Annotated in this window: 20 protein-coding genes; 15 read left to right on the forward strand and 5 right to left on the reverse strand. The window is 66.7% G+C overall.

Features of this window, described 5'->3' with window-relative positions; translation table 11 throughout:
- Nucleotides 1–8: 8 nt before the first annotated feature.
- Together J2X37_RS16270 and J2X37_RS16275 are read left to right on the forward strand one after the other, a co-directional pair.
- Entirely contained in the window at nucleotides 9–185 is a 177-nt protein-coding gene (locus J2X37_RS16270) for a hypothetical protein (RefSeq protein ID WP_310023319.1), read from the forward strand.
- Nucleotides 178–849: a hypothetical protein gene (locus J2X37_RS16275; RefSeq protein ID WP_310023321.1), complete on the forward strand. Its 672-nt coding sequence runs from the start codon at nucleotides 178–180 to the stop codon at nucleotides 847–849. The genes J2X37_RS16270 and J2X37_RS16275 overlap by 8 nt, the downstream gene beginning before the upstream one ends.
- A 4-nt stretch (nucleotides 850–853) precedes the next feature.
- On the opposite strand, the gene J2X37_RS16280 is transcribed toward J2X37_RS16275, so the two are convergent.
- A complete protein-coding gene (locus tag J2X37_RS16280) occupies nucleotides 854–1,438 on the reverse strand; it encodes a hypothetical protein (protein WP_310023324.1) in 585 nt (194 codons plus the stop codon).
- 91 nt (nucleotides 1,439–1,529) lie between these two features.
- On the reverse strand, nucleotides 1,530–3,716 hold the full coding sequence (uvrB, locus tag J2X37_RS16285; protein WP_310023326.1) for an excinuclease ABC subunit UvrB: 2,187 nt from the start codon (nucleotides 3,714–3,716) through the stop codon (nucleotides 1,530–1,532).
- A 99-nt stretch (nucleotides 3,717–3,815) separates the two neighbouring features.
- Between uvrB and J2X37_RS16290 the strand changes: the two genes are divergently transcribed.
- The 7 genes from J2X37_RS16290 to J2X37_RS16320 all read left to right on the forward strand — a co-directional run bounded on the left by J2X37_RS16290 (nucleotide 3,816) and on the right by J2X37_RS16320 (nucleotide 10,276).
- Nucleotides 3,816–4,397, forward strand: coding sequence for a DUF3617 domain-containing protein (locus tag J2X37_RS16290; protein ID WP_310023328.1), 582 nt, complete (start codon nucleotides 3,816–3,818; stop codon nucleotides 4,395–4,397).
- A 126-nt stretch (nucleotides 4,398–4,523) separates the two neighbouring features.
- A complete protein-coding gene (locus J2X37_RS16295) occupies nucleotides 4,524–5,450 on the forward strand; it encodes an alpha/beta hydrolase (protein ID WP_310023330.1) in 927 nt (308 codons plus the stop codon).
- Complete coding sequence (locus J2X37_RS16300; RefSeq protein WP_404979647.1) at nucleotides 5,447–6,871, forward strand: circularly permuted type 2 ATP-grasp protein; 1,425 nt, start codon at nucleotides 5,447–5,449, stop codon at nucleotides 6,869–6,871. Before J2X37_RS16295 ends, J2X37_RS16300 begins: the two co-directional genes overlap by 4 nt.
- Nucleotides 6,871–7,815 carry an alpha-E domain-containing protein gene (locus tag J2X37_RS16305; protein WP_310023334.1) on the forward strand — a complete coding sequence of 315 codons (945 nt, stop codon included), beginning with the start codon at nucleotides 6,871–6,873 and terminating at the stop codon, nucleotides 7,813–7,815. Before J2X37_RS16300 ends, J2X37_RS16305 begins: the two co-directional genes overlap by 1 nt.
- 33 nt (nucleotides 7,816–7,848) lie before the next feature.
- Nucleotides 7,849–8,661: a transglutaminase family protein gene (locus J2X37_RS16310; RefSeq protein WP_310023336.1), complete on the forward strand. Its 813-nt coding sequence runs from the start codon at nucleotides 7,849–7,851 to the stop codon at nucleotides 8,659–8,661.
- 97 nt (nucleotides 8,662–8,758) lie between these two features.
- Entirely contained in the window at nucleotides 8,759–9,517 is a 759-nt protein-coding gene (locus J2X37_RS16315; RefSeq protein WP_310023338.1) for a proteasome-type protease, read from the forward strand.
- Nucleotides 9,518–9,658: 141 nt separating this feature from the next.
- Nucleotides 9,659–10,276 carry a LuxR C-terminal-related transcriptional regulator gene (locus J2X37_RS16320; protein ID WP_310023340.1) on the forward strand — a complete coding sequence of 206 codons (618 nt, stop codon included), beginning with the start codon at nucleotides 9,659–9,661 and terminating at the stop codon, nucleotides 10,274–10,276.
- 56 nt (nucleotides 10,277–10,332) lie between these two features.
- Here the strand turns inward: J2X37_RS16320 and J2X37_RS16325 are convergent, their stop codons facing one another.
- Complete coding sequence (locus J2X37_RS16325; RefSeq protein ID WP_310023342.1) at nucleotides 10,333–10,905, reverse strand: TMEM165/GDT1 family protein; 573 nt, start codon at nucleotides 10,903–10,905, stop codon at nucleotides 10,333–10,335.
- A 1,304-nt stretch (nucleotides 10,906–12,209) separates the two neighbouring features.
- Here J2X37_RS16325 and J2X37_RS16330 point away from each other — a divergent pair.
- Entirely contained in the window at nucleotides 12,210–13,406 is a 1,197-nt protein-coding gene (locus J2X37_RS16330) for an MFS transporter (protein WP_310023344.1), read from the forward strand.
- Here the strand turns inward: J2X37_RS16330 and J2X37_RS16335 are convergent.
- Nucleotides 13,403–14,098 carry an extensin family protein gene (locus tag J2X37_RS16335; protein WP_310023347.1) on the reverse strand — a complete coding sequence of 232 codons (696 nt, stop codon included), beginning with the start codon at nucleotides 14,096–14,098 and terminating at the stop codon, nucleotides 13,403–13,405. The two genes, J2X37_RS16330 and J2X37_RS16335, sit on opposite strands and share 4 nt — an antisense overlap.
- 195 nt (nucleotides 14,099–14,293) lie before the next feature.
- Between J2X37_RS16335 and J2X37_RS16340 the strand changes: the two genes are divergently transcribed.
- The 5 genes from J2X37_RS16340 to J2X37_RS16360 all read left to right on the forward strand — a co-directional run bounded on the left by J2X37_RS16340 (nucleotide 14,294) and on the right by J2X37_RS16360 (nucleotide 19,696).
- Nucleotides 14,294–15,415 (forward strand): phosphoserine transaminase, encoded by a 1,122-nt coding sequence (locus tag J2X37_RS16340; protein ID WP_310023349.1) that lies wholly within the window; start codon nucleotides 14,294–14,296, stop codon nucleotides 15,413–15,415.
- Nucleotides 15,416–15,485: 70 nt separating this feature from the next.
- Nucleotides 15,486–17,069: a phosphoglycerate dehydrogenase gene (gene serA, locus J2X37_RS16345; protein ID WP_310023351.1), complete on the forward strand. Its 1,584-nt coding sequence runs from the start codon at nucleotides 15,486–15,488 to the stop codon at nucleotides 17,067–17,069.
- 154 nt (nucleotides 17,070–17,223) lie between these two features.
- Complete coding sequence (locus tag J2X37_RS16350) at nucleotides 17,224–17,796, forward strand: carboxymuconolactone decarboxylase family protein (RefSeq protein ID WP_310023353.1); 573 nt, start codon at nucleotides 17,224–17,226, stop codon at nucleotides 17,794–17,796.
- Nucleotides 17,797–17,799: 3 nt separating this feature from the next.
- The gene (locus J2X37_RS16355; RefSeq protein ID WP_310023354.1) at nucleotides 17,800–18,534 is read left to right on the forward strand and encodes an EthD domain-containing protein; all 735 of its coding nucleotides are present in this window, start codon (nucleotides 17,800–17,802) and stop codon (nucleotides 18,532–18,534) included.
- A 43-nt stretch (nucleotides 18,535–18,577) separates the two neighbouring features.
- A complete protein-coding gene (locus J2X37_RS16360) occupies nucleotides 18,578–19,696 on the forward strand; it encodes an ATP phosphoribosyltransferase regulatory subunit (protein WP_310023355.1) in 1,119 nt (372 codons plus the stop codon).
- Between the two features lie 11 nt (nucleotides 19,697–19,707).
- Here J2X37_RS16360 and J2X37_RS16365 read toward each other — a convergent pair whose 3' ends face one another.
- Complete coding sequence (locus J2X37_RS16365; RefSeq protein ID WP_310023356.1) at nucleotides 19,708–20,670, reverse strand: alpha/beta hydrolase; 963 nt, start codon at nucleotides 20,668–20,670, stop codon at nucleotides 19,708–19,710.
- Nucleotides 20,671–20,793: the final 123 nt, after the last annotated feature.

The raw sequence follows: 20,793 nt of genomic DNA on the forward strand, positions 1-20,793 counted from the left end.
AGGCGGGGATGCCGTTATGGATCGAATTGATGGTCGCCGCGCTCATCGCCTATGGCGCCGTGGTGTCGCTGACCCTAGCTTGGTTTTCCCGGCGACGACGACTGTCGGAACTGCGCCGGGTGCGCGCCAGGCGCGAAGCCGCGGCGCGCGCGGACACGAGGAACGAGGACAAGAACGATGGTTGACGTGATCCAGGCGAACTGGGTGGCATTCGCGATCGTCGTCGCGCTGGCGGCGATCATCGTGCTGTGGCTGTTCACCCGGCCCAAGAAGGAGCGGATCCGCAGCCACCGGCCCGACGTGCTCGACGAAGGGGTCGGGCCGGCGCGGCGCAACCAGGCGCTGATCGACAGCGCGCCCGCCGCGGGCGTGGTGACGCACGAGCACGAGCCGCCGCTCGCGCCCGAAGGGATGGCTGGCCTCGACATCGCAATCGGCGCAGCCGCGCTGGCGCATGACGAGCGGATGCATCACCTCGCCGAAGACGGCGCGCGCAAGGAAGTGGCCGACCAGATGCCGGACGACGCCGACGACGCGCAGGCGGTGGCGGCCGCGATCAAGATCGACGCTACCGACCATGCCGCCGACGCGGTTTCGAGCACGGAGCGGACGGGCGATGACCTGTCGCGGATCAAGGGGCTGGGTCCCAAGCTGATGGCGATGCTGGGCGACATGGGGATTTCCAGCTACGACCAGATCGCCGCGTGGAACGACGAGGACGTGCAGCGCATCGACGCGCAACTGGGCCGCTTTGCCGGCCGCATCACCCGCGACGACTGGCGCACCCAGGCGCAATACCTCGCGAAGGACGATATCGCCGGTTACGAGGAACGCTTCGGCAAGCTGTGACGCGTCAGGTCGTGGCGGGAGCGACCGGGAGCGGATCGCCTTCGCCGGGCGCGCCCTTGATCGTCGCGTCGGCATCGGGCTTGCACGCGGTGACCACGCCCGCCGCGATGGCGCTGGCCGGGGAGATCACCTTTCCGCCGCCCGCGACCGTGGTGTAGAACGGGCCGCCGGTCACCGCGATCCAGTGCGGATCGTCGGAGCGCAGCGCCCCGCGCCAGGCCTTGCCGTCGTTCTCGACCTTGAGCCGGAGGATGCCGCGATAGCCGACGAAGGCGAGCAGCGCCTTGGCTCCCTTGTCCGAGCCGATGTTGCGGGTAACCGAGACCATCCCGTCCTTGCAGGTGAGCGCGATCAGCGGCGGCTTGCCCGGTTCGCCGTAGGTGACCAGCGCGCCGCTGTCGTGCCACTTCGCCTCGGGCGGGTCGATTTCGCCGGGCAGAGTATCGGTTCGCACAGGCGCGGCCTGTCCATCGTGACTGGCGAGTTCGAACTTGGTCACGGGCTGACTGTCACTGTCGCTGCCCGAACAGGCGGCGAGCGTCGCGGCGGCGAGAACCAGCGGCAGGGCGGGCAGGGTAAGTCGGATCATCGGCGAGGGCGGTAACATCGCGAGCGCCGCGACAAAAGAGGGCTGCGGCCAGTTGTCCCGCGCTTCGCGTCAGCGCCTCAGCGAAGGCTGGTCAGCGCTTCCACTTCTTCTGGACCTTGCCGTAGCGGGTCTTGCGGGTGCCGGGCTTGCCCTCGTTGCTGCGCCCGACGATCGGCGCTCGCTTCTGATCGTCCGGCAGGCCAAGTTCGTCGGCCTCCAGCCGCCGGATCTCGTCGCGCAAGCGTCCGGCTTCCTCGAACTCCAGGTCGGCGGCGGCGGCGCGCATCCGGCCTTCGAGTTCCTCGATATAGGCGCGCAGGTTGTGACCGACCAGGTTGTTGCGCTCGTCGTCTTCGAGGTCGACGACTACCCCGTCCCGGCTGGCGGTGTCGGCGACGATGTCGTGGATATTCCGCTTGATCGTCTGCGGCGTGATGCCGTGCTCGCGGTTGTATTCCTCCTGCTTGGCGCGGCGGCGGTCGGTTTCCGCGATGGCGCGCTCCATGCTGCCGGTCATCCGGTCGGCATAGAGGATGACCCGCCCGTCGACGTTGCGCGCGGCGCGGCCGATGGTCTGGATCAGGCTGGTTTCGCTGCGCAGGAAGCCTTCCTTGTCGGCATCGAGGATGCAGACAAGGCCGCACTCGGGAATGTCCAGACCTTCGCGCAGGAGGTTGATGCCGATGAGCACGTCATAGACGCCCAGCCGCAAATCACGGATCAGCTCGATACGCTCCAGCGTCTCGACGTCGGAGTGCATGTAGCGTACGCGCACGCCCTGTTCGTGCATGAACTCGGTCAGGTCCTCGGCCATGCGCTTGGTCAGCGTGGTGACGAGCGTGCGATAGCCCGCAGCAGCGGTCTTCTTGCATTCGGCGATGCAGTCCTGGACCTGGTCCTCGACCGGCTTGATCTCGACCGGCGGGTCGATGAGCCCGGTGGGTCGGATGACTTGTTCGGCAAAAACGCCGCCCGTTTCCTCCATCTCCCAGCCGCCGGGCGTGGCTGATACCGCGATCGTCTGCGGGCGCATCGCGTCCCATTCGTTGAAGCGCAGCGGGCGGTTGTCGATGCAGCTCGGCAGGCGGAAACCGTATTCGGCGAGCGTCAGCTTGCGCCGGTGGTCGCCCCGCGCCATCGCGCCGATCTGCGGCACGGTCTGGTGGCTTTCATCGACAAAGAGCAGCGCATTGTCGGGCAGGTATTCGAACAAAGTCGGCGGCGGTTCGCCCGGAAGGCGTCCGGTCAGGAACCGCGAATAGTTCTCGATCCCTGCGCAGCTTCCGGTGGCGGCGATCATCTCGAGATCGAAATTGGTCCGCTGCTCGAGCCGCTGCGCCTCCAGCAGGCGGCCTTCGGCGTTCAGCTCCTTCAGCCGTTCCTCCAGCTCGAAGCGGATCGCGGCGGCGGCCTGCTTCATCGTGGGCCCGGGGGTGACGTAGTGCGAATTGGCGTAGATCCGCACCTTGTTCAGCGAAGCACCGGTCTTCCCGGTCAGCGGGTCGAACTCGCTGATCGCCTCGATCTCGTCGCCGAAGAAGCTGATCCGCCAGGCCATGTCCTCGTAGTGCGAGGGGAAGATTTCGAGGCTGTCGCCGCGCACACGGAAGTTGCCACGTGCAAAGGCAGTGTCGTTGCGCTTGTACTGCAGGGCGACGAGCTTGCGGATGATCTCGCGCTGGTCCTCGCTCTTGCCCTTCTCGATGTCGAAGATCATCGCCGAATAGGTCTCAACCGAGCCGATGCCGTAGAGGCACGAGACCGAGGCAACGATAATCACGTCGTCGCGTTCCAGCAAGGCGCGGGTGGCCGAGTGGCGCATCCGGTCGATCGCCTCGTTCACCGAACTTTCCTTTTCGATGTACGTGTCGGACCGGGGGACATAGGCTTCGGGCTGGTAGTAGTCGTAGTACGAGACGAAATACTCGACCGCGTTGTTCGGGAAGAAGCTCTTCATCTCGCCGTAAAGCTGCGCGGCGAGGATCTTGTTGGGCGCCAGGATGAGCGCGGGGCGCTGCAGTTCCTCTATCACCTTGGCCATGGTGAAGGTCTTGCCGCTGCCCGTGACGCCGAGCAGGACCTGCGTCTTTTCACCCTCTCGCGCCGCTTCGACCAGCTCGGCGATGGCGGTCGGCTGGTCGCCCGCCGGGCTGTAGTCCGATACGATCTCGAAGCGTCGGCCCGGCATCGACTTGTCCGGGCGTTGCGGCTTGTGCGGGACGAATTTGCCCGACGTATCGGGTTCTTCGAGGCCGCGGCGGATGACGAGTTCTGCCATGCCCGGCCATATGGGGCGCGGGCATCGGCGTTGCAATCGGGCGGGCTTGCTCTAGCCTGCCGGCAAGCCATGCCCTTCGATTTCCGGGACAAGACATTCATGACCATCCGACTTCTCGTTCTGTGTGCCGCCCCCCTCGCGCTGGCCGCCTGCGGCTCCGACAAGCCCGCTGCGGATGCGGTGACGCAGGCGAAGGGAGAAGCACCCGCCGACCTGCCATCGGGCATGAGCGACGCGGAGATCGCGTCCCAGATGAAGAATGCCGTCCGCCCGCGCCCTGGCCAGTACGAATCGACGGCGGAACTGGTCTCGCTCGAAATTCCCGGCATCCCCGCGGAAGAAGCGGCGAAGATGAAGGCGATGATGGGCGAATCCTTCGGCAGGACCAGCAGCCGCTGCCTGACCCGCGCCGAAGCCGAAAAGGGTTTCGAGGAACTCGCCAAGTCGTCGCAGGAAGGGTGCCGGATGGACAGTTTCACATCCAACGGCGCGAAGTTCGCCGGTCGGATGATCTGCGATACCGCTGACGCCAAGGGCACCGTGACGATGAGCGGCACCGGCACCGAAACCGGTTCGCAGATGACGATGACGATGAACATGCAGTCCCCCGGCCTGCCGGGCGGCGCAATGGCGATGGAGATGAAGGTCGCGAGCCGGAGGACCGGCGATTGCAAGAGCTGAAACTCGTTATCAGGGCGCGACTAACCGACTGAGAAACCGACCCGTGCGCCGGGCGTTTGGGGATCACGCTTCATTTTCGTTGCAATCCTTTTGCAGGTGCGAAAGGATTTGCCTAAGACAGGTGTCATGACCAATCCAGCAACGCAGCACGACCGGCGTCTGCGCGGCCACCCCGTGGGGGTCGCCGCACAAGCAGCCGAAGGTCGCGCCGGGGTTGCGGGCAGGGGCGTGGAGAGCGCGCGAGGGCGCGGGATCGGCTGGCTGGTCGACGAGTTTCGCCGGCGTCGCACGCTGGCGGCAAGGCCGCAGCCCGACGGCGTGGCCACGCCCGCGGCGCGTCTGCTGATCGGCGAGTTCGCATCTGCGATATTTCCCCATGCCTACGCGGCGATGCACGGCCCGGTCGTGGTTCCGGCCTGCGACGCACCGCGCTCGGTCATGCTCCTGCCCGGTTTCGGATCGCATCCCTGGCGCATGGCGGCGATGCGGCGGCAACTGGCCCGGGCGGGCCATGCGGTGACAGACTGGGGCCTGGGCTGGAACCTCGGCGCAAGCGAGGACCGCTTTGCCCGGCTGCTGTCGCGGATCGAGCGCGTGGCCGATCTCGAGGGCAGGCCCGTGTCGCTCGTCGGCTGGAGCCTGGGCGGTGTCTTCGCACGCGAAGCGGCAAAGGCGCGGGCCGATCTCGTCGATCTCGTCGTCACCATGGGCTCGCCGTTCTCGGGCGACAGCCATGGCAACAATGCCTGGCGGATCTATCACTGGGTCGCGGGCCACGCGGTCGACGAACCGCCGGTGGGCGAGGATTTCGCCGCCAAGCCCCCCGTTCCCACGATCGCGCTGTGGAGCGCGCGCGACGGCGTCGTCCATCGCCATTGCGCTTGCGGACGGAGCGGAGAGCGCGACCTTTCGATACCGGTGCGCTGCACCCACATGGGCTTTGCCTGGCATCCCGCCGCGATCGAGACCGTGGCGGGCGTGCTCGCCGACCCGGCGTTCCGAATCACCCCGAACGACAGACTGACAGGAGCAGGCCCGGCCAGATGCGGATGAAAGCCAGCGATACCTTCGACGAGATGGTGGACGGCGACAGCGGCGTCCGACCGGCCTACGACGGCTATCGTGCATGGTTCGACGAACAGGATCCGCGGGCGCTGCACCGCAAGCATCGCGAGGCTGAGGCTTTCTTCCGCAAGACCGGCATCACCTTCAACGTTTATGGTCAGGAAGAGGCGGAAGAACGCCTGATCCCGTTCGACCCGGTGCCGCGGATCATCACCGCGCAGGAATGGCGCCGCCTGTCCAAGGGTATCGAGCAGCGGGTGAGGGCGCTCAACGCCTTCCTCCACGATCTCTATCACCGGCAGGAGATCATCCGCGCCGGGCGCGTGCCGGAATGGCTGCTGAAGGACAATCCCGCCTTCCTCCCGCACATGAGCGGTTTTACCCCGCCCGGCGGCGTCTACACCCACATCACCGGCATCGACCTGGTTCGCACGGGCACCAACGACTTCCACGTGCTGGAGGACAATGCCCGCACGCCCAGCGGCGTTTCCTACATGCTGGAAAACCGCGAGACGATGATGGCGATGTTCCCCGAACTGTTCACCCGGGTGAAGGTCGCGCCGGTATCGAACTATCCGCGACGCCTGGCCCGTAGCCTGGCCGCTTGCGCGCCGCCTGCCTGCCAGGGACGGCCCGTCGTCGCGGTGCTGACGCCGGGCATCTACAATTCGGCCTATTACGAGCACGCCTTCCTGGCCGACCAGATGGGCGCCGAACTGGTGGAGGCGGGGGACCTGCGCGTCGTCGACGGCCGGGTCCAGATGCGCACCACGCTGGGCTTCACGCCGGTGGACGTCCTGTACCGGCGGGTCGACGACGATTTCCTCGACCCGCTCACCTTCCGCGCCGATTCGATGCTGGGGGTGCCGGGCATCATGGATGTCTACCGCGCCGGCGGGATCACCATCGCCAACGCGCCCGGCACCGGCATCGCTGACGACAAGGCGCTCTACTCCTTCATGCCGGAGATCGTCGAGTTCTATACCGGCGAAAAGCCGCTGCTCCCCAATGTCGAGACGTTTCGCTGCATGGAGCCGGACGCGCTCAAGTACGTGCTCGACAACATCGCCGACCTGGTGGTGAAGGAGGTCCACGGGTCGGGCGGCTACGGCATGCTGATCGGGCCGACGTCTTCGAAGCGGGAGATCGCCCGTTTCACAGAGAAGCTGAAGGCCAATCCCAAGAACTACATCGCGCAGCCGACGCTCGCGCTTTCCACCGTGCCGATCCTGACCAGGCGCGGCCTTGCCCCGCGCCATGTCGATCTTCGGCCCTTCGTGCTGATGAGCCCGAACGGGATCGAGATCACGCCCGGCGGCCTGACGCGGGTGGCGCTGAAGCAGGGGAGCCTGGTGGTCAATTCGAGCCAGGGCGGCGGGACCAAGGATAGCTGGGTGCTGGAAGAATAATGCTTGGACGTTCCGCAAACGCGATCTTCTGGATGTTCCGCTATCTCGAGCGGGCGGAAAACCTTGCCCGCCTGATCGACACCGGCTTCCGCATGGCGCTGACCCGCGACCACCTGACGGCGGAAGAGGAGTGGCGCTCGGTCATCGAGACCGCCGGCATGCGCATGGGCTACGACCGGCAGAACGGCACCTACACCGGCATCCAGGTGTGGAACTACATACTGCGCGACCGGGAAAACCCGAACTCAATCCGATCGCTGATCGCATCGGTGCGCAACAACGCCCGTTCCGCGCGCAACAGCATCACCAGCGAAGTGTGGGAGGCGGTCAACGGCAGCTACCTGCAGCTCAACGACCTGCTGTCGCGCCCGGTGACGCAAGGCGGCATCGCCGACGCGATCGCGACCGTGAAACGCGAATCGACGCTGGTTCGCGGGGCAATGGACGGGTCGATGCTGCGCAACGACATCTACAATTTCGCCCGCATCGGCAGTTTCGTCGAACGCGCCGACAACACAGCCCGCATTCTCGACGTGAAGTACTACGTCCTGCTGCCCTCGCTGTCCTACGTCGGCTCCAGCCTCGACAATGCGCAGTGGGAGACGATCCTGCGCTCGCTGGGCGCCGAGCGGGCCTATCGCTGGCTCAATGCCGGGCAGCTCAGCGCGCGCGGCATCGCCGATTTCCTCGTCCTCGATCAGCGTTTTCCGCGATCGCTGCGATTCTGCTACGCCAAGATCCGGTCCAACCTGCACAACCTGGCCCTGCAATACGGGCACGAGGTCAATGCGCATGCGGTGATGCGCAATGCCGAACTGAAGCTTCAGGACAAGGACATCGACACGATCATCGACATCGGGCTGCACGAATTCCTCTCGGACTTCATCGCCTGCAACAACGACATCTCGAACGCCGTCGCCACCGACTACCGCTTCGTCGACTGACGACAGCGAAGCGGGGACCAGAAAAGGACAGTCATGCGCCTCGCCATCACGCACCGCACCCGCTACGACTTCGACGAGCCGGTCGTCCATGCGCTGCAACGCCTGCGCCTGACGCCCAAGCATACCAGCGGGCAGACCATCGTCGAATGGTCGATGCATCTCGACGGGGCGCACCGCGAACTGGAATACGACGACCACAACTGCAACACGACGACGCTGGTCTCGGTCGATCCGGGCGTCACCCATGTCGAGATCGAATGCCGCGGCGTGGTCGAGACCGACGACAGGATGGGCGTGATGGGGCGGCATTCGGGCTGCCTGCCGATCTGGCACTTCACCGGTCAGACGGCGCTGACCAAGCCGGGCGCGGCGATGAAGGGCTTGCTGTCGGGCTTTGACGCCAAGGGCGACCGGCTGGCCATGCTCCACGATCTTTCCGCCCGCATCCTGTCGCAGGTCGCCTACGAGACGGGCCGGACCGACAGCGAGACCAGCGCCGAGGAATCCGCCGCGTCGGGTCGCGGAGTCTGCCAGGACCACAGCCATATCTTCATCGGCTGCGCCCGCGCGCTCGGCGTCCCGGCGCGCTACGTCTCGGGCTATCTCAGCATGGATGGGACTGCCTCGCAGGAGGCGGGCCACGCCTGGGCCGAAGCGTTCGTGCCCGAACTGGGCTGGGTGGGGTTCGACGTGTCGAACGGGATCAGTCCCGATGCGCGCTACGTCCGGGTCGCGACCGGCAACGACTATCGCGAGGCGGCGCCGATCACCGGGATCAGCTTCGGCAGCGGCAACAACCGGCTGTCGGTCGAACTCGAGGTGTTGCACCAGACGGTGGCGCAATAGGGTGCATCTGCGCTAAGCGCCGCTGGCGGCAGGGACTGCGGAACAAGGGAAGGGTCGGACGGCGGGGCTTGGCCGGAGACCAGGAAGGGATCGTTTCTTGACCTATTGCGTGGGCATGATGCTCGACAAGGGGCTGGTGCTGATGAGCGACACCCGCACCAATTCGGGCGTCGACAACATCTCGGTGTTCCGCAAGATGCACCACTGGTCGGTCCCCGGCGAACGGATCATCGCCCTGATGACCGCGGGCAACCTCGCCACCACCCAGTCGGTGATCAGCCTGCTCGAAGAACGCACCAAGACACCGGAAGAACGCGAACCGTCGATCTTGCGGGCACCCACCATGTTTCAGGTCGCCAACATCGTCGGCGACCTGCTGGCCGAAACCATCCGCAAGAGCCAGCAGTCGAACGATCACATGTCCGGTGGCCCGAAGTTCACCGCCTCGATCATCCTTGCCGGGCAGATCGCGGGGATGGAGCCGAGGCTGTTTCTGATCTACCCCGAAGGCAACTTCATCGAGGCGAGCGAGGATACCCCTTTCTTCCAGATCGGCGAGACGAAGTACGGCCGCCCGATCATCCTGCGCGCCTACAACCGCACGATGGAATTCGGCGACGCGGCCAAGTTGCTGATGGTGTCGATGGATTCGACGCTCGCCGCCAACCTGTCGGTCGGCATGCCGCTCGATCTCCTGGTTCTGGAAAAGGACAGGTTCGTGCCCACGCACGAACAGCGGATCCACGCCAGCGACGAGTTCTTCCAGGCGATCTCGAAGGGGTGGAGCGAGGCGCTGCGCAGCGCCTTCAACGAGCTGCCGCCCTATGCGCTCGACACGGATCGGCAAAAGGACTGACCGGGAAATTGCGTATCGTCTCCATTCCGGGGGTAATTTTTCGGGGATTTTAGCCGGTTACGCCGGTTAACGAGATCGTTGTATCCGTATCGGAATCGTACTGAATGGCGCTTAACCACCAGCCGTGTGCAGATTGCGGGCATGGAAAAGCGCAACATCATCCACATCCTCGATGCCGATCCGCGCAACCGCGCCAATTTCGCCCGCGCCGTGTTCGAGATGGGTCACCACGCCGAAGTGTACGAGCATGTCGACGAACTCACTTGCCACCTGCCGCGCAACGGGATCGTGCTGGCCCATGACGCGCCGGAGGATGGCGGCATCGCCGGTCTGATGGGGATGATGGCCGACCGCGGCGCATGGCTACCGGTCATCGCCATGGCGGAACGGCCGGACGTCGACCGGGTGGTTGCCGCGATGCGGGCCGGTGCCTTCGATTACCTGGCCCAGCCGCTGGACATCGACGCCCTGGCCGAAGCGATCGACCGCGTTTCGCAGGAGGCGGCGACCCATGTCGAACAGCGGCGCCGCGCGCTGGAGGCGCGCAGCCGCATCGCCATGCTCTCCAACCGGGAGCGGGAGGTGCTCGACCGGCTGGCGCAGGGCTGTTCGAACAAGGCCATCGCCCGCGATCTCGACATCAGCCCGCGCACGGTCGAAATCCACCGCGGCAACATGATGGACAAGCTCGGCGCGCGCCACGCCGCCGAAGCGGTGCGGCTGCGGCTCGAAGCGGCGATGGACGACTGGCTCCACTGAAGCGCGATCAGCGCGGCGGCCGCAGCCAGATGCCCCCGGCTGCCGTCCGCTATCGCCTATCCGAACATCCCCGCCGTCTCCGCCGCCAGCCAGAGGCCGAGCGCGACGAAGAGAATGGCTGCCGCCATGCGAATTCTGGCCAGCGGCAAACGGTCCGCGAGCCGGTCGCCCAGCCACAGGACCGGCGCATTGGCCAGCATCATGCCGACGGTCGTTCCCGCCGTCACCGCCAGCGCATCGTGGAACCGGGCGCCCAGCGCGATGGTCGCCACCTGCGTCTTGTCGCCGATCTCGACGAGGAAGAACGCGATCAGGGTAGTGAGGAACGCGCCGCCGCGCGAAGCCGGCTCGTCGTCCTCGTCGAACTTGTCGGGCACCAGCGTCCACAGACCCATGACGACGAAGCCTGCGGCGACGAGATAGCGGAACAGGTCGCCATCGAACCATCCCGCGATGCTGGAACCGAGCAGGGCGGCCAGGAAGTGATTGGCCAGCGTCGCGAACAGGATGCCGAAGGCAATCGGCACCGGTTGGCGGAACCGCGCGGCCAGCAGCATGGCCAGCAGCATCGTCTTGTCGCCGATTTCGGCAAGGGCGACGACGGCGGTAGAGGTAACGAGGGCTTCCATGAACATCTCCGGGCCGGGCACTTCCAAGCTGAAACCATGCAACACCGCACCCCCGCCCGGCCGGACAGGAGGTTTGGTGTCACGCAGTCTCGCCGGACCATTGTCCCCACGCGCCGGAGCCTCTCGGCCCAGTATGTCGACGGCAGGCCCGCGATGCCGGAAACGGCGCTGCGGGTGGCTACTCCCCGGATGACGCGGTGCCGTTACGGCAAAGCCGGGCTTCGTTCAAGCGCGATCAAATCGGCGGCGGGCAGTCCCTTGTTCGGAATGACAAGTGGGCTGCGGTGGCGATGAAGCGACATTTTCCGGCCGGTTGGACCATGACTTTTGCTCTCGCAGGCTGCACGGCGACCGAGGTCTCCGCGCCGCCGGTATCCGAACCCCCGACCGCTCCGGGAGAGCCGGGTCTCACGCCGATCAGGTCCCTGGTCGATATCGAGGGGACATGGCAAATCGTGGAATTTGCCGGATATCGTCCGGCGTAAGTCACGCATCCGCTTCCGACTGCCTTCGCAACGTTCGGCGAGGGCGGGTCGGCCTCAGGCTCGAATGCAACTGGTCGGGTGCGCCGGGCACGGTGCAGGGCGGACACTTCGTTCCGCCCGCCAGTTCCGAACCGCAGGGCCGGACGGCGATGGGCTGCGGGAAAGAACGCGAGGATCGCGACAGTCGCTATTTTGCCTTCTTCACCCAGAATACGTCGATCGAGCGGATCGAAGGCGGGCGGCTCAGGCTGGTCGCGAACGGCAGCGAACGGATTCTCGAACGGCCCGAAGCGATGCGTCTGGCAACGCTTCCCGACATGGCCGAAATCGCCGGCGAATGGCGCGCCGAGGGATTGCAGCTCGGCAACGAGCAGGGGCGAAGCGGCATCGGGCTCTCGGACCTGCAGAGCCGCATCCTCATCACGCCGGACACCATGTCGCTTACGGCACCGATGGCCGCCTTGCACGAACCGGCGGAGCCGACGCGGCGCAGATCGACGTCGCCTGCGGCACCTTTGACGAAGCGGGAACCGGCATGCCCGGACTGGAGCCGCGGCAGATGGCACGGGTGCTGCCCGGCAGCCCCCTGGTCTATTGGGGCGGACCGCAAAAAGCTGTTGCTGCAAACGGCGCATGGACTCGTCCTCGATCTCACGCGCGAACCGTCCATTCGGCTGAACCGGTCGGACGACCACGAGACCACCACGCTCGATCCCTGCTGTTTCGGCCGCCAAAGGCGCGCGGTCGGGCCTGACCGCCTTTCGGACAAGCGCGAACTTGGCGCTGGTGGTCCGGAACGCGGCAGGGCAAGGGACCAGGATGACCGCGCCCATGTCCTCCGCACCCGCCCGCGCCGAATTTGCCGACGGTTGGCCCGCCGTCCTTGGCGCGGCGCTCGCCATCGGGGTCGGGATGATGGGGGTCGGCTTCTATTCGCTCGGCCTTTTCGTGCAGCCTCTTCAGGCCGAAATGGGCTGGAGCAGGGCGGAGGTCTCCGGGGCCGCCACGTTCCAGCAACTCGGCATCTTCCTGTCCGCGCCCATCGTCGGGCTCCTTGCCGACCGCATCGGTGCGCGCCCGATCGCCATTGCCAGCTACCTCGCAACGCCGCTCGTCTGGGTCGCGCTGTCTTTCGCGGGTCCGTCGATCGCCGGCTGGTATGCGCTATGGCTGCTGCTGTCGCTGGCCGGATGCGGAACGACGCCGGCGATCTGGGCGCGCGTGGTCTCGGTTCGCTTCGATAGGGCGCGCGGCCTCGCGCTCGGCCTGATGCTGCTCGGCACGGGGGCGGCCGCGATGCTGGCCCCGATGCTGCTTGGCCCGCTGGTGGCGCAATCGGGATGGCGGACTGCGGCGCTGGTCGTGGCGGGGGCGACGGCGCTCATCGGCTTGCCGGTCAGCCTGCTCATGCCGCGGGGCGAACCCGTAAAGGCCCGGCGGGGCGGGGGTCGGTTCGATCTCAACCGGCAGACCGCGATCGTCGCGCTGGTCGGCGTGATGCTCGGCTTTCTGGTAGCGGGTCTTATCGTCCACCTCGTGCCTCTGCTGGTCGATCGCGGCATGGGGGCGGCCGAAGCTGCGCAATTTGCCGGAGCCATCGGCGCTGCGGTGATCGTCGCGCGGGTCGTCGTCGGCTATCTGTTCGACCGCTTACACGCACCCTATATCGCCGCGCTTTTTCTGGTCTCGCCGATCGTCAGCGCATTGCTGCTTTTGTGGGGAGGCCCGGTGCTGCTGGCCGCCCTGCTGCTCGGTCTTGCCGCGGGTGCGGAGGTCGACATGCTGGCCTATTTCACCGGCCGCTATGCGCGGATCGAGAACTATGGCGCGACGTATGGCGTCATCCTCGGCCTGTTCAGCCTGGGGGCCGCATTCGGCCCGATGGCTTTCGGCCGGTCGGTCGACCTTACCGGCAACTACGACTGGGCGCTGGCAGCCTCGGCGGCGGCGCTGGCGGTGGTCGTCGTGCTGATCGCCACGCTTGGCCCCTATCGTCACGGGAGTGACGGGGACTAGCGACAGAAGCTGCCGTTGCCCATTTCGACGTGGAGATGGTCGGCATGGGCGGCGTTGTAGTCCGGGCCGAGAACGGTGCCGAACCGCTTGCACGCGCTGGCCTGCACCACGCGCAGGAAGCGGCGCTCCACCTCTGTGCCGCCATCCCAGCCATCCTTCACCGTGATGCGCCGTCCGTCGGCCAGCACGAAGCCCGACACGTCGAGCGCGCTGGCGGTCGAATGAGAGGAAAGACGCTCGCTGCCCGCCACGTTGCGGCAGGAGTAAGAGCCGAAGGTCTCCATCGTGGCAAGGCCGCTGCCCAGCATCTGGCGCGCCGCGCGGTCGACGCCATAGCGCGCCCATGCCGCCACCGTCTGCGACAGCGGGCAGCCGATGCGCGGCACGTTGGTGACGCCGATGGGGGCGGTGTCTCCGGCCAATCGGTAGAGCGTGACGGCGTTGGTGCTGGAGCAGCTGCCCGCCGACAGATCGCCGATCGGGCTGAACCCCGCGCCGAGATCGGCAAGCTGGCGCCGGCACATCTGCGTTTCGGCGCCGGTCGCGGGGCGCCCGGCAGGCGTGCCCGTCGGAGGGCCGACCGGCCTGTCCGACGCGCAGGCCGCGACGAGGGCGGCAAGGGCAGCGGCCGCCACGACGGTCCTGGCGCGCGGCAGGGCGGGGAACGCATCGGGCCGGATTCGGTTCGACATGCTGGTACTTTAGGTTTGGCGGGGCCGCCCGCCAAATCGGTCGGCGCACATATCCTTCGCTAAAATCGCGTGGACTTTCCATGTCTTGCGCCATCGGGCCGAAAGATCCATTGACACTTTGCCCACCATCCTTAGAGCGGCCGACGGGCCACGCGGTCCCAACGCCGCGCGAGCTCTCTGCAAGGAGAGTCTTAAATGACTGATACGAAGCCGACGCTGCCGGAGCGTCCCTATTTCTCGTCCGGACCCTGTGCCAAGCCGCCGGTTTGGTCTCCCGAAAAACTCGATACTCGCGTGCTGGGGCGGTCGCACCGCTCGAAGCTCGGCAAGCAGCGCCTGCAGTACTGCATCGACCTGATGCGCGAACTGCTCGAACTGCCCGAGACACACCGCATCGGCATCGTTCCGGGTTCGGACACCGGCGCTTTCGAAATGGCGATGTGGACGATGCTGGGCGCTCGTCCCGTCACCGCCATGGCGTGGGAGAGCTTCGGCGCGGGCTGGGTCACCGACGCGGCCAAGCAGCTCAGGATCGATCCGACCATCGTCGAGGCGCCTTATGGCGACATCCCCGACCTGAACGCGGTCGACTGGTCGAACGACGTGCTGTTCACCTGGAACGGCACGACCTCCGGCGCGCGCGTTCCCAACGCCGACTGGATCGCCGCCGACCGCGAAGGCCTGTCCTTCGCCGACGCGACCAGCGCCGTCTTTGCGCAGAAGATCGACTGGACCAAGATCGACGTCTGCACCTTCTCGTGGCAGAAGGTGCTCGGCGGCGAAGGCGCGCACGGCGTGCTGATCCTCGGTCCGCGCGCCGTCGAACGGCTCGAAACCTACACGCCCGCATGGCCGCTGCCGAAGGTCTTCCGCCTCGTGTCGAAGGGCAAGCTGGCCGAAGGCGTGTTCAAGGGCGAGACGATCAACACCCCGTCGATGCTGGCGGTCGAAGACGCGATCCTCAGCCTCGAATGGGGCAAGGACATCGGCGGCGCTGCCGCGTTGCGCGCAAGGGCCGATGCCAATGCGGCGGCCTTGAACGCCATCGTAGAGGCGCGAGACTGGCTGGGCCATCTCGTGACCGATCCGGCGATCCGTTCCAACACTTCGGTCTGCCTGACCGTAGAGGGCGCGGACGAGGCCTACATCAAGGCCTTTGCCAAGCTGCTCGAGGACGAGGGCGCCGCCTACGACATTGCGGGCTATCGCGATGCCCCGGCGGGCCTGCGCATCTGGTGCGGCGCGACCGTCGATACCGCGGATATCGAGGCGCTCGGCCCGTGGCTCGACTGGGCCCGCGAGAAGCTTTCGGCCTGATCCACGTTTACCGGCGGGCGCGGTCGTGCCCGCCGGACACCCCGACATCATGATTTTCAAGGAGGCTGAGATGAGCAAGCCCCGCGTTCTGATTTCCGACAAGATGGACCCCAACGCCGCCCGTATCTTCGAGGAGAACGGCTGCGACGTCGACGTCATCACCGGCGAAACCCCCGAACAGTTGATCGCCCGCATCGGCGATTACGACGGTCTCGCGATCCGTTCGTCGACCAAGGTGACGAAGGAAATCCTCGACGCCGCGACCAACCTCAAGGTCATCGGCCGCGCCGGCATCGGCGTCGACAACGTCGACATTCCCTATGCCAGTTCCAAGGGCGTGGTGGTCATGAACACCCCGTTCGGCAACTCGATCACCACCGCCGAACACGCCATTGCGATGATGATGGCGCTCGCCCGCCAAATCCCCGAGGCCAATGCGCAGACCCAGGCCGGCCTGTGGCCCAAGAACGGCTTCATGGGCGTCGAAGTCACCGGCAAGACGCTCGGCCTGATCGGCGCGGGCAACATCGGTTCGATCGTCGCCAGCCGCGCGCAAGGCCTGAAGATGAAGGTCATCGCCTTTGATCCCTTCCTCTCGGCAGAGCGCGCGATCGAGATGGGCGTCGAGAAGGTCGAGCTCGACCAGCTTCTCGCCCGCGCCGATTTCATCACGCTTCACACGCCGCTGACGGCAGAGACCAAGAACATCCTCAGCCGCGAAAATCTTGCCAGGACGAAGAAGGGCGTGCGCATCGTCAACTGCGCCCGCGGCGGGCTGATCGACGAGGCGGCGCTGCGCGAGATGCTCGACAGCGGCCACGTCGCCGGTGCCGCGCTCGACGTCTTTGCCGTGGAGCCGGCGAAGGACAACGTGCTGTTCGGCGCGCCGAACTTCATCTGCACCCCGCACCTCGGCGCCTCGACCACCGAAGCGCAGGTGAACGTCGCGCTGCAGGTGGCCGAACAGCTTTCGGACTACCTCGTCAACGGCGGCGTCACCAACGCGCTCAACATGCCCTCGCTCTCGGCCGAGGAAGCGCCGAAGCTGAAGCCCTACATGGCGCTGGCCGAAAAGCTGGGCAGCCTGGTCGGCCAGCTGGCCCACGGCAACCTCACCCGCATCGGCATCGAGGTGGAAGGCCACGCCGCCACGCTCAACATCAAGCCGATCACCGGCGCGGTGCTGGCAGGGCTGATGCGCCGCTATTCCGACACGGTGAACATGGTCAACGCGCCGTTCCTCGCCAAGGAGCGCGGCATGGAAGTGCGCGAGATCCGCAACGAGCGGGACGGGGCCTACAACACCCTGATCCGCATCAAGGTCGATACCGAACAGGGCGAGAAGACCGTGGCCGGCACGCTTTTCGGCAAGAGCCAGCCGCGCCTCGTCGACATCTTCGGCATCGGCATCGAAGCCGATCTCGAAGGCCACATGCTCTACATCGTCAACCAGGACGCACCCGGCTTCATCGGCCGCATCGGCTCGATCCTGGGCGAGGCCGGCATCAACATCGGCACTTTCCACCTTGGCCGTCGCGAAGCCGGCGGCGAGGCGGTGCTGCTCCTGTCGGTCGACCAGGCGATTCCCGAACAGGTGCTCAAGACCATCTGCGACGCGCAAGGCGTGAAGACGGTGAAGGCGCTGAGCTTCTGACAGCGTCTTTCCGATCCCGCAGGGACGTTTGGAAATGGGGCCGGTGCAGCGATGCGCCGGCCCCTTTTCCTATCCGGTGCACTGTCCATTGTCGCAGTCGGGCCGCGCGGCGGCGTGCCATAGACTGCGCGCCATAACAGTTGGGAGAAGTGACATGGCGCGTATCCGGTTGCTCGAAAAGGACGAGATGGACCCCGAGATGGCGGGGATGGTCGATCACATGGCCGAACTGGTCGGCGACACGACGGCGCTTCGCGCCATCGCGCACCGGCCCGACATCGTGAAATCGTTCGGCGCGTTCTACTGGCCCCTGCAGATGGACGGATTGCTCAGCCGCAAGCTGGTCGAACTGGTACGCTTTGCCGTGGCGCAAGTGAACCAGTGCCCCAACTGCCTCGGCTCGCGATACCAGGATTCGTTCGACGAAGGGCTGACCGAGGAGATGATCGCGGCCCTGCCGAACGCGGAAACCTCGCCGCTCTTCGACGAACGGGAGCGGGCGGCCATCGCATTCGGCCAGCAGATGGCGTTCGACCACTTCGGCGTGGACGACACGATGTTCGCGCGGCTGCATCGCAGCTTCAGCGAAAAGGAACTGGTCGAGCTGTGCTTCGATGTCGCGCAGTTTGTCGGCATCGGGCGCATGTTCGCGGTGCTCGACGCGACCAACACCGCCTGCCAGATCCCCGCCGTCGCCACCCGCGCCACGGCAGAGGCGGCGGAATAGGGCATGGCCGAAGCGATCGGGCGGCCCAAGGTCGCCTTTTACGCCCGCTTCGCCGATGGGGCCGACGCGGCTGACGTGCTGGGCCGCGCGGTCCATGCCGCGGAAGGCATCGTCGCCGGGCTGGATCCGGCGATCGATGCGCGGCTGGGTGCGCGCATCGTCGATTTCCCGGAGATCGCGCACATCCGCCTGATGGCGGCATCGCTCCCGCCGTTCGACCTTGCCTTCTTGCTGGTCGCCGACGACGCCGATCGGGGCGCGATGGAACAGGCCGCCGCCGCGCTCGCCGACGCGCTTGCGGACGCGCTGGTCGACCGCGAGGTTCTCGTCGGGCGCGAGGTGGCGATCACCACCGGCGACGGCCCGGTGTTCTGCACGATGCCGCTGCGCCGCCTGCCCTCGCTCGATCGCCCCGGCTTCATGCAGGCCTGGTTCGGGGTCCATGCCCAGCTCGGGGTCGAGGTGCCCGGCGTGCGATATCGCCAGAACCATGTCGACCTTGCCGCGACCGACGCGCTGAAGGCGCGCGTGAGCGGCGAGGGGGAGACGCTCGACGGGCTGGCCGAATCCTACTTCGACAGTATCGAGCATGGGTTCGAGATCATGAGCCAGCCGTCGGTCGAAATCGATGCCATCGTCGACGAGAAGCGGTTCATCGACCATTCGCGTTCGCGGTTCGCGATCTACGACACGATCTGGCGGCGGGGCGGACAAGCGACGACCAACCCCGCGTCATAGCCATTCGACAAGCGCGCAAGGCGTGGCTAAGAGGCGCCTCGCGATGCAGGACATGACTTACGATCTGTTGCCCGAAGGGCTGAGCGACCGGCTGCCGCCGCTTGCCGCCGAAGCCATGCGCGTGACGCGCGCGATGTGCGATGTCATGGCCACCCACGGCTACGATCCGGTCCAGCCGCCGATGGTCGAATTCGAACGCTCGCTCGCCAGCCGGATGAAGGGCACCGAGCGCCGCCGAATGGTGCGCTTCGTCGATCCGGCCAGCCTGCGCACGCTGGCCATGCGGTCCGACATGACCGTGCAGGTCGGCCGCATCGCCGCCAATAGCTTGAAGAACGCGGCTCGCCCGCTGCGCCTGTCCTATGCCGGGCAGGTGCTGCTGCTGAAGGGCGACGGGCTGGAGCCGGAGCGCGAGCGGTTGCAGGTGGGGGCCGAAATCATCGGCACCGACACCGTCGCCGCCGCCGCCGAAACCGTCGCCGTCGCGATCGAGGCGCTGCAGGCCGCTGGCGGCGAAGGCATCTCGGTCGATTTCACCTTGCCCGACCTTGTCGACACGCTGGCCGCGGGCGCTCTCCCGCTCGATCCTTCCGCGGTCGACGCCGTGCGGCGCGAACTGGATGCCAAGGACGCCGGGTCGCTGAAGGCGGCGGGCGGCGCGGCCTATCTGCCCCTGCTTTACGCGACCGGCCCCTTCGATGCCGCCATCGCCAAGCTGAAGGCCATCGACGGGGGTGAGGCGCTTTCCAGCCGGATCGAGGCCTTGCAGCAGATCGCCGCCCGCATAGGGGGCGCGGCGCGGCTGACGCTGGACCCGACCGAGCGGCACGGCTTCGAATACCAGTCGTGGTTCGGCTTCATGATCTATGCCTCCGGTGTGCGCGGAGCGCTGGGCCGGGGCGGCACCTATCGCGTCACCAGCGAAGGCGGGCACGACGAGGCGGCGACGGGTTTCTCGCTCTATCCCGATCCGCTGATCGAACGTCGCGCCGGATCGGTGCGGGCGGAAAAGCTGTTCCTGCCGCTGGGCCACGACGCCGATGCGGCGGCGCGCCTGCGCACCATCGGGTGGAGCACGGTCGCCGCGCTATCGAAAGACGATGAGGCCGCGGCGCTGGGCTGCACCCACGTCCTCGGCGCGGACGGCCCGCAGCCTCTCTGAACTCCAGCGGGTCAGCCCGCGCGTCGGAACGTCTCCGCCAGCCACGTGTCGACCGGCACTGTCGCCGGCGAATCGACGCGGCCGAGCATCGCGTTCAGCATGTTGTGCCCCTCCATGCCGCGTCCGGGAAAGGCCATGACCTGCGCGTCGACCCCGGCCCGCGTCAGGTCATCGGCGAAGATCCGCGCCTGCCGCGTCGAATCCGGCCGTTCGACATGGAGCAAAAGGAACCGCGCCGCATTGGGTGTTTCCACGTGCGAGGCGGGCGACAGGGCGCGTTGCCGACCGGTCCGGCCCCCGAAAGCGACCTGGAAGCCGAAACCGATCAGCGGGCCGACATCGGTGATCTGTTCGGGCACGTCATAGGCGGGGCCATCGAGCAGGACCACGCCCGCGATGTCGGCCGGATTGCGGCCATGCGCCTTGAGAAGCGACGGGTCGGTGGCGACCAGCGCCGAAAGATGCGCACCGGCGCTGTGCCCCATCAGCACGATCCGGCGCTTGTCGACGCCCAACGTCTTTGCATTGGCCATCAGGTCATCGACCGCAGCGGCAAGATCGGCGGCCTGGTCCTCGAGATCGACCTCGGGCAGCAGCCGGTAATTGACGCTGACGAGGTTGTAGCCAGCCTCGGTGTAGTGGCGGATCTTGGCAGCGCCGGTCGAATCGGACTTGTCGCCCCCGACCCATGCGCCGCCATGGACGAAGACGATGGTGGGCAGTGGTGCACCGGGCGTCGCGCTCGCGCCGGGGTAGAAATCCATGCGTTGCAGCGGATGCGCGCCGAAGGCGATCTCGTTCTTCGCGGCCGCTCCGAACGCGGCCTTGCGCACCGTCCCGGGCGGTGTCGTCGCCACCTTTGCTGCGGGGGCGGGGGCGGCCTGCACCGCCGGTGCGGCGAGCGCGCCATGGCCCGTCGCCACCGGCATCAGCAGGGCACCAGAGGCGAGCAGCGAGACGATCTTGCGTGTCATGGCGGCTGGTTAGCGCAGCGAACCTTTCATCCACCGGAACGGGGCGCACAAACCGTTCCCAAACGAGCCTTGACCCTGCCGCGCATGCGCTCTAACGCGCGCCCGCACTCCGGGGTGCGAAGC

Source organism: Croceicoccus sp. BE223 (genome assembly GCF_031457155.1).
GTDB lineage: Bacteria > Pseudomonadota > Alphaproteobacteria > Sphingomonadales > Sphingomonadaceae > Croceicoccus.

Bases quoted from the DNA above. Each gene is read 5' to 3' on its own strand.
- J2X37_RS16355 (WP_310023354.1), top strand. From the start codon at position 17,800: ATGGCCGAAGCGATCGGGCGGCCCAAGGTCGCCTTTTACGCCCGCTTC.
- J2X37_RS16300 (WP_404979647.1), top strand. From the start codon at position 5,447: ATGAAAGCCAGCGATACCTTCGACGAGATGGTGGACGGCGACAGCGGC.
- J2X37_RS16270 (WP_310023319.1), top strand. From the start codon at position 9: ATGCCGTTATGGATCGAATTGATGGTCGCCGCGCTCATCGCCTATGGC.
- uvrB (WP_310023326.1), bottom strand. From the start codon at position 3,716: ATGGCAGAACTCGTCATCCGCCGCGGCCTCGAAGAACCCGATACGTCG.
- J2X37_RS16320 (WP_310023340.1), top strand. From the start codon at position 9,659: ATGGAAAAGCGCAACATCATCCACATCCTCGATGCCGATCCGCGCAAC.
- J2X37_RS16275 (WP_310023321.1), top strand. From the start codon at position 178: ATGGTTGACGTGATCCAGGCGAACTGGGTGGCATTCGCGATCGTCGTC.
- J2X37_RS16330 (WP_310023344.1), top strand. From the start codon at position 12,210: ATGACCGCGCCCATGTCCTCCGCACCCGCCCGCGCCGAATTTGCCGAC.
- J2X37_RS16290 (WP_310023328.1), top strand. From the start codon at position 3,816: ATGACCATCCGACTTCTCGTTCTGTGTGCCGCCCCCCTCGCGCTGGCC.
- J2X37_RS16365 (WP_310023356.1), bottom strand. From the start codon at position 20,670: ATGACACGCAAGATCGTCTCGCTGCTCGCCTCTGGTGCCCTGCTGATG.
- serA (WP_310023351.1), top strand. From the start codon at position 15,486: ATGAGCAAGCCCCGCGTTCTGATTTCCGACAAGATGGACCCCAACGCC.
- J2X37_RS16295 (WP_310023330.1), top strand. From the start codon at position 4,524: ATGACCAATCCAGCAACGCAGCACGACCGGCGTCTGCGCGGCCACCCC.
- J2X37_RS16350 (WP_310023353.1), top strand. From the start codon at position 17,224: ATGGCGCGTATCCGGTTGCTCGAAAAGGACGAGATGGACCCCGAGATG.
- J2X37_RS16340 (WP_310023349.1), top strand. From the start codon at position 14,294: ATGACTGATACGAAGCCGACGCTGCCGGAGCGTCCCTATTTCTCGTCC.
- J2X37_RS16305 (WP_310023334.1), top strand. From the start codon at position 6,871: ATGCTTGGACGTTCCGCAAACGCGATCTTCTGGATGTTCCGCTATCTC.
- J2X37_RS16310 (WP_310023336.1), top strand. From the start codon at position 7,849: ATGCGCCTCGCCATCACGCACCGCACCCGCTACGACTTCGACGAGCCG.
- J2X37_RS16325 (WP_310023342.1), bottom strand. From the start codon at position 10,905: ATGGAAGCCCTCGTTACCTCTACCGCCGTCGTCGCCCTTGCCGAAATC.
- J2X37_RS16280 (WP_310023324.1), bottom strand. From the start codon at position 1,438: ATGATCCGACTTACCCTGCCCGCCCTGCCGCTGGTTCTCGCCGCCGCG.
- J2X37_RS16360 (WP_310023355.1), top strand. From the start codon at position 18,578: ATGCAGGACATGACTTACGATCTGTTGCCCGAAGGGCTGAGCGACCGG.
- J2X37_RS16335 (WP_310023347.1), bottom strand. From the start codon at position 14,098: ATGTCGAACCGAATCCGGCCCGATGCGTTCCCCGCCCTGCCGCGCGCC.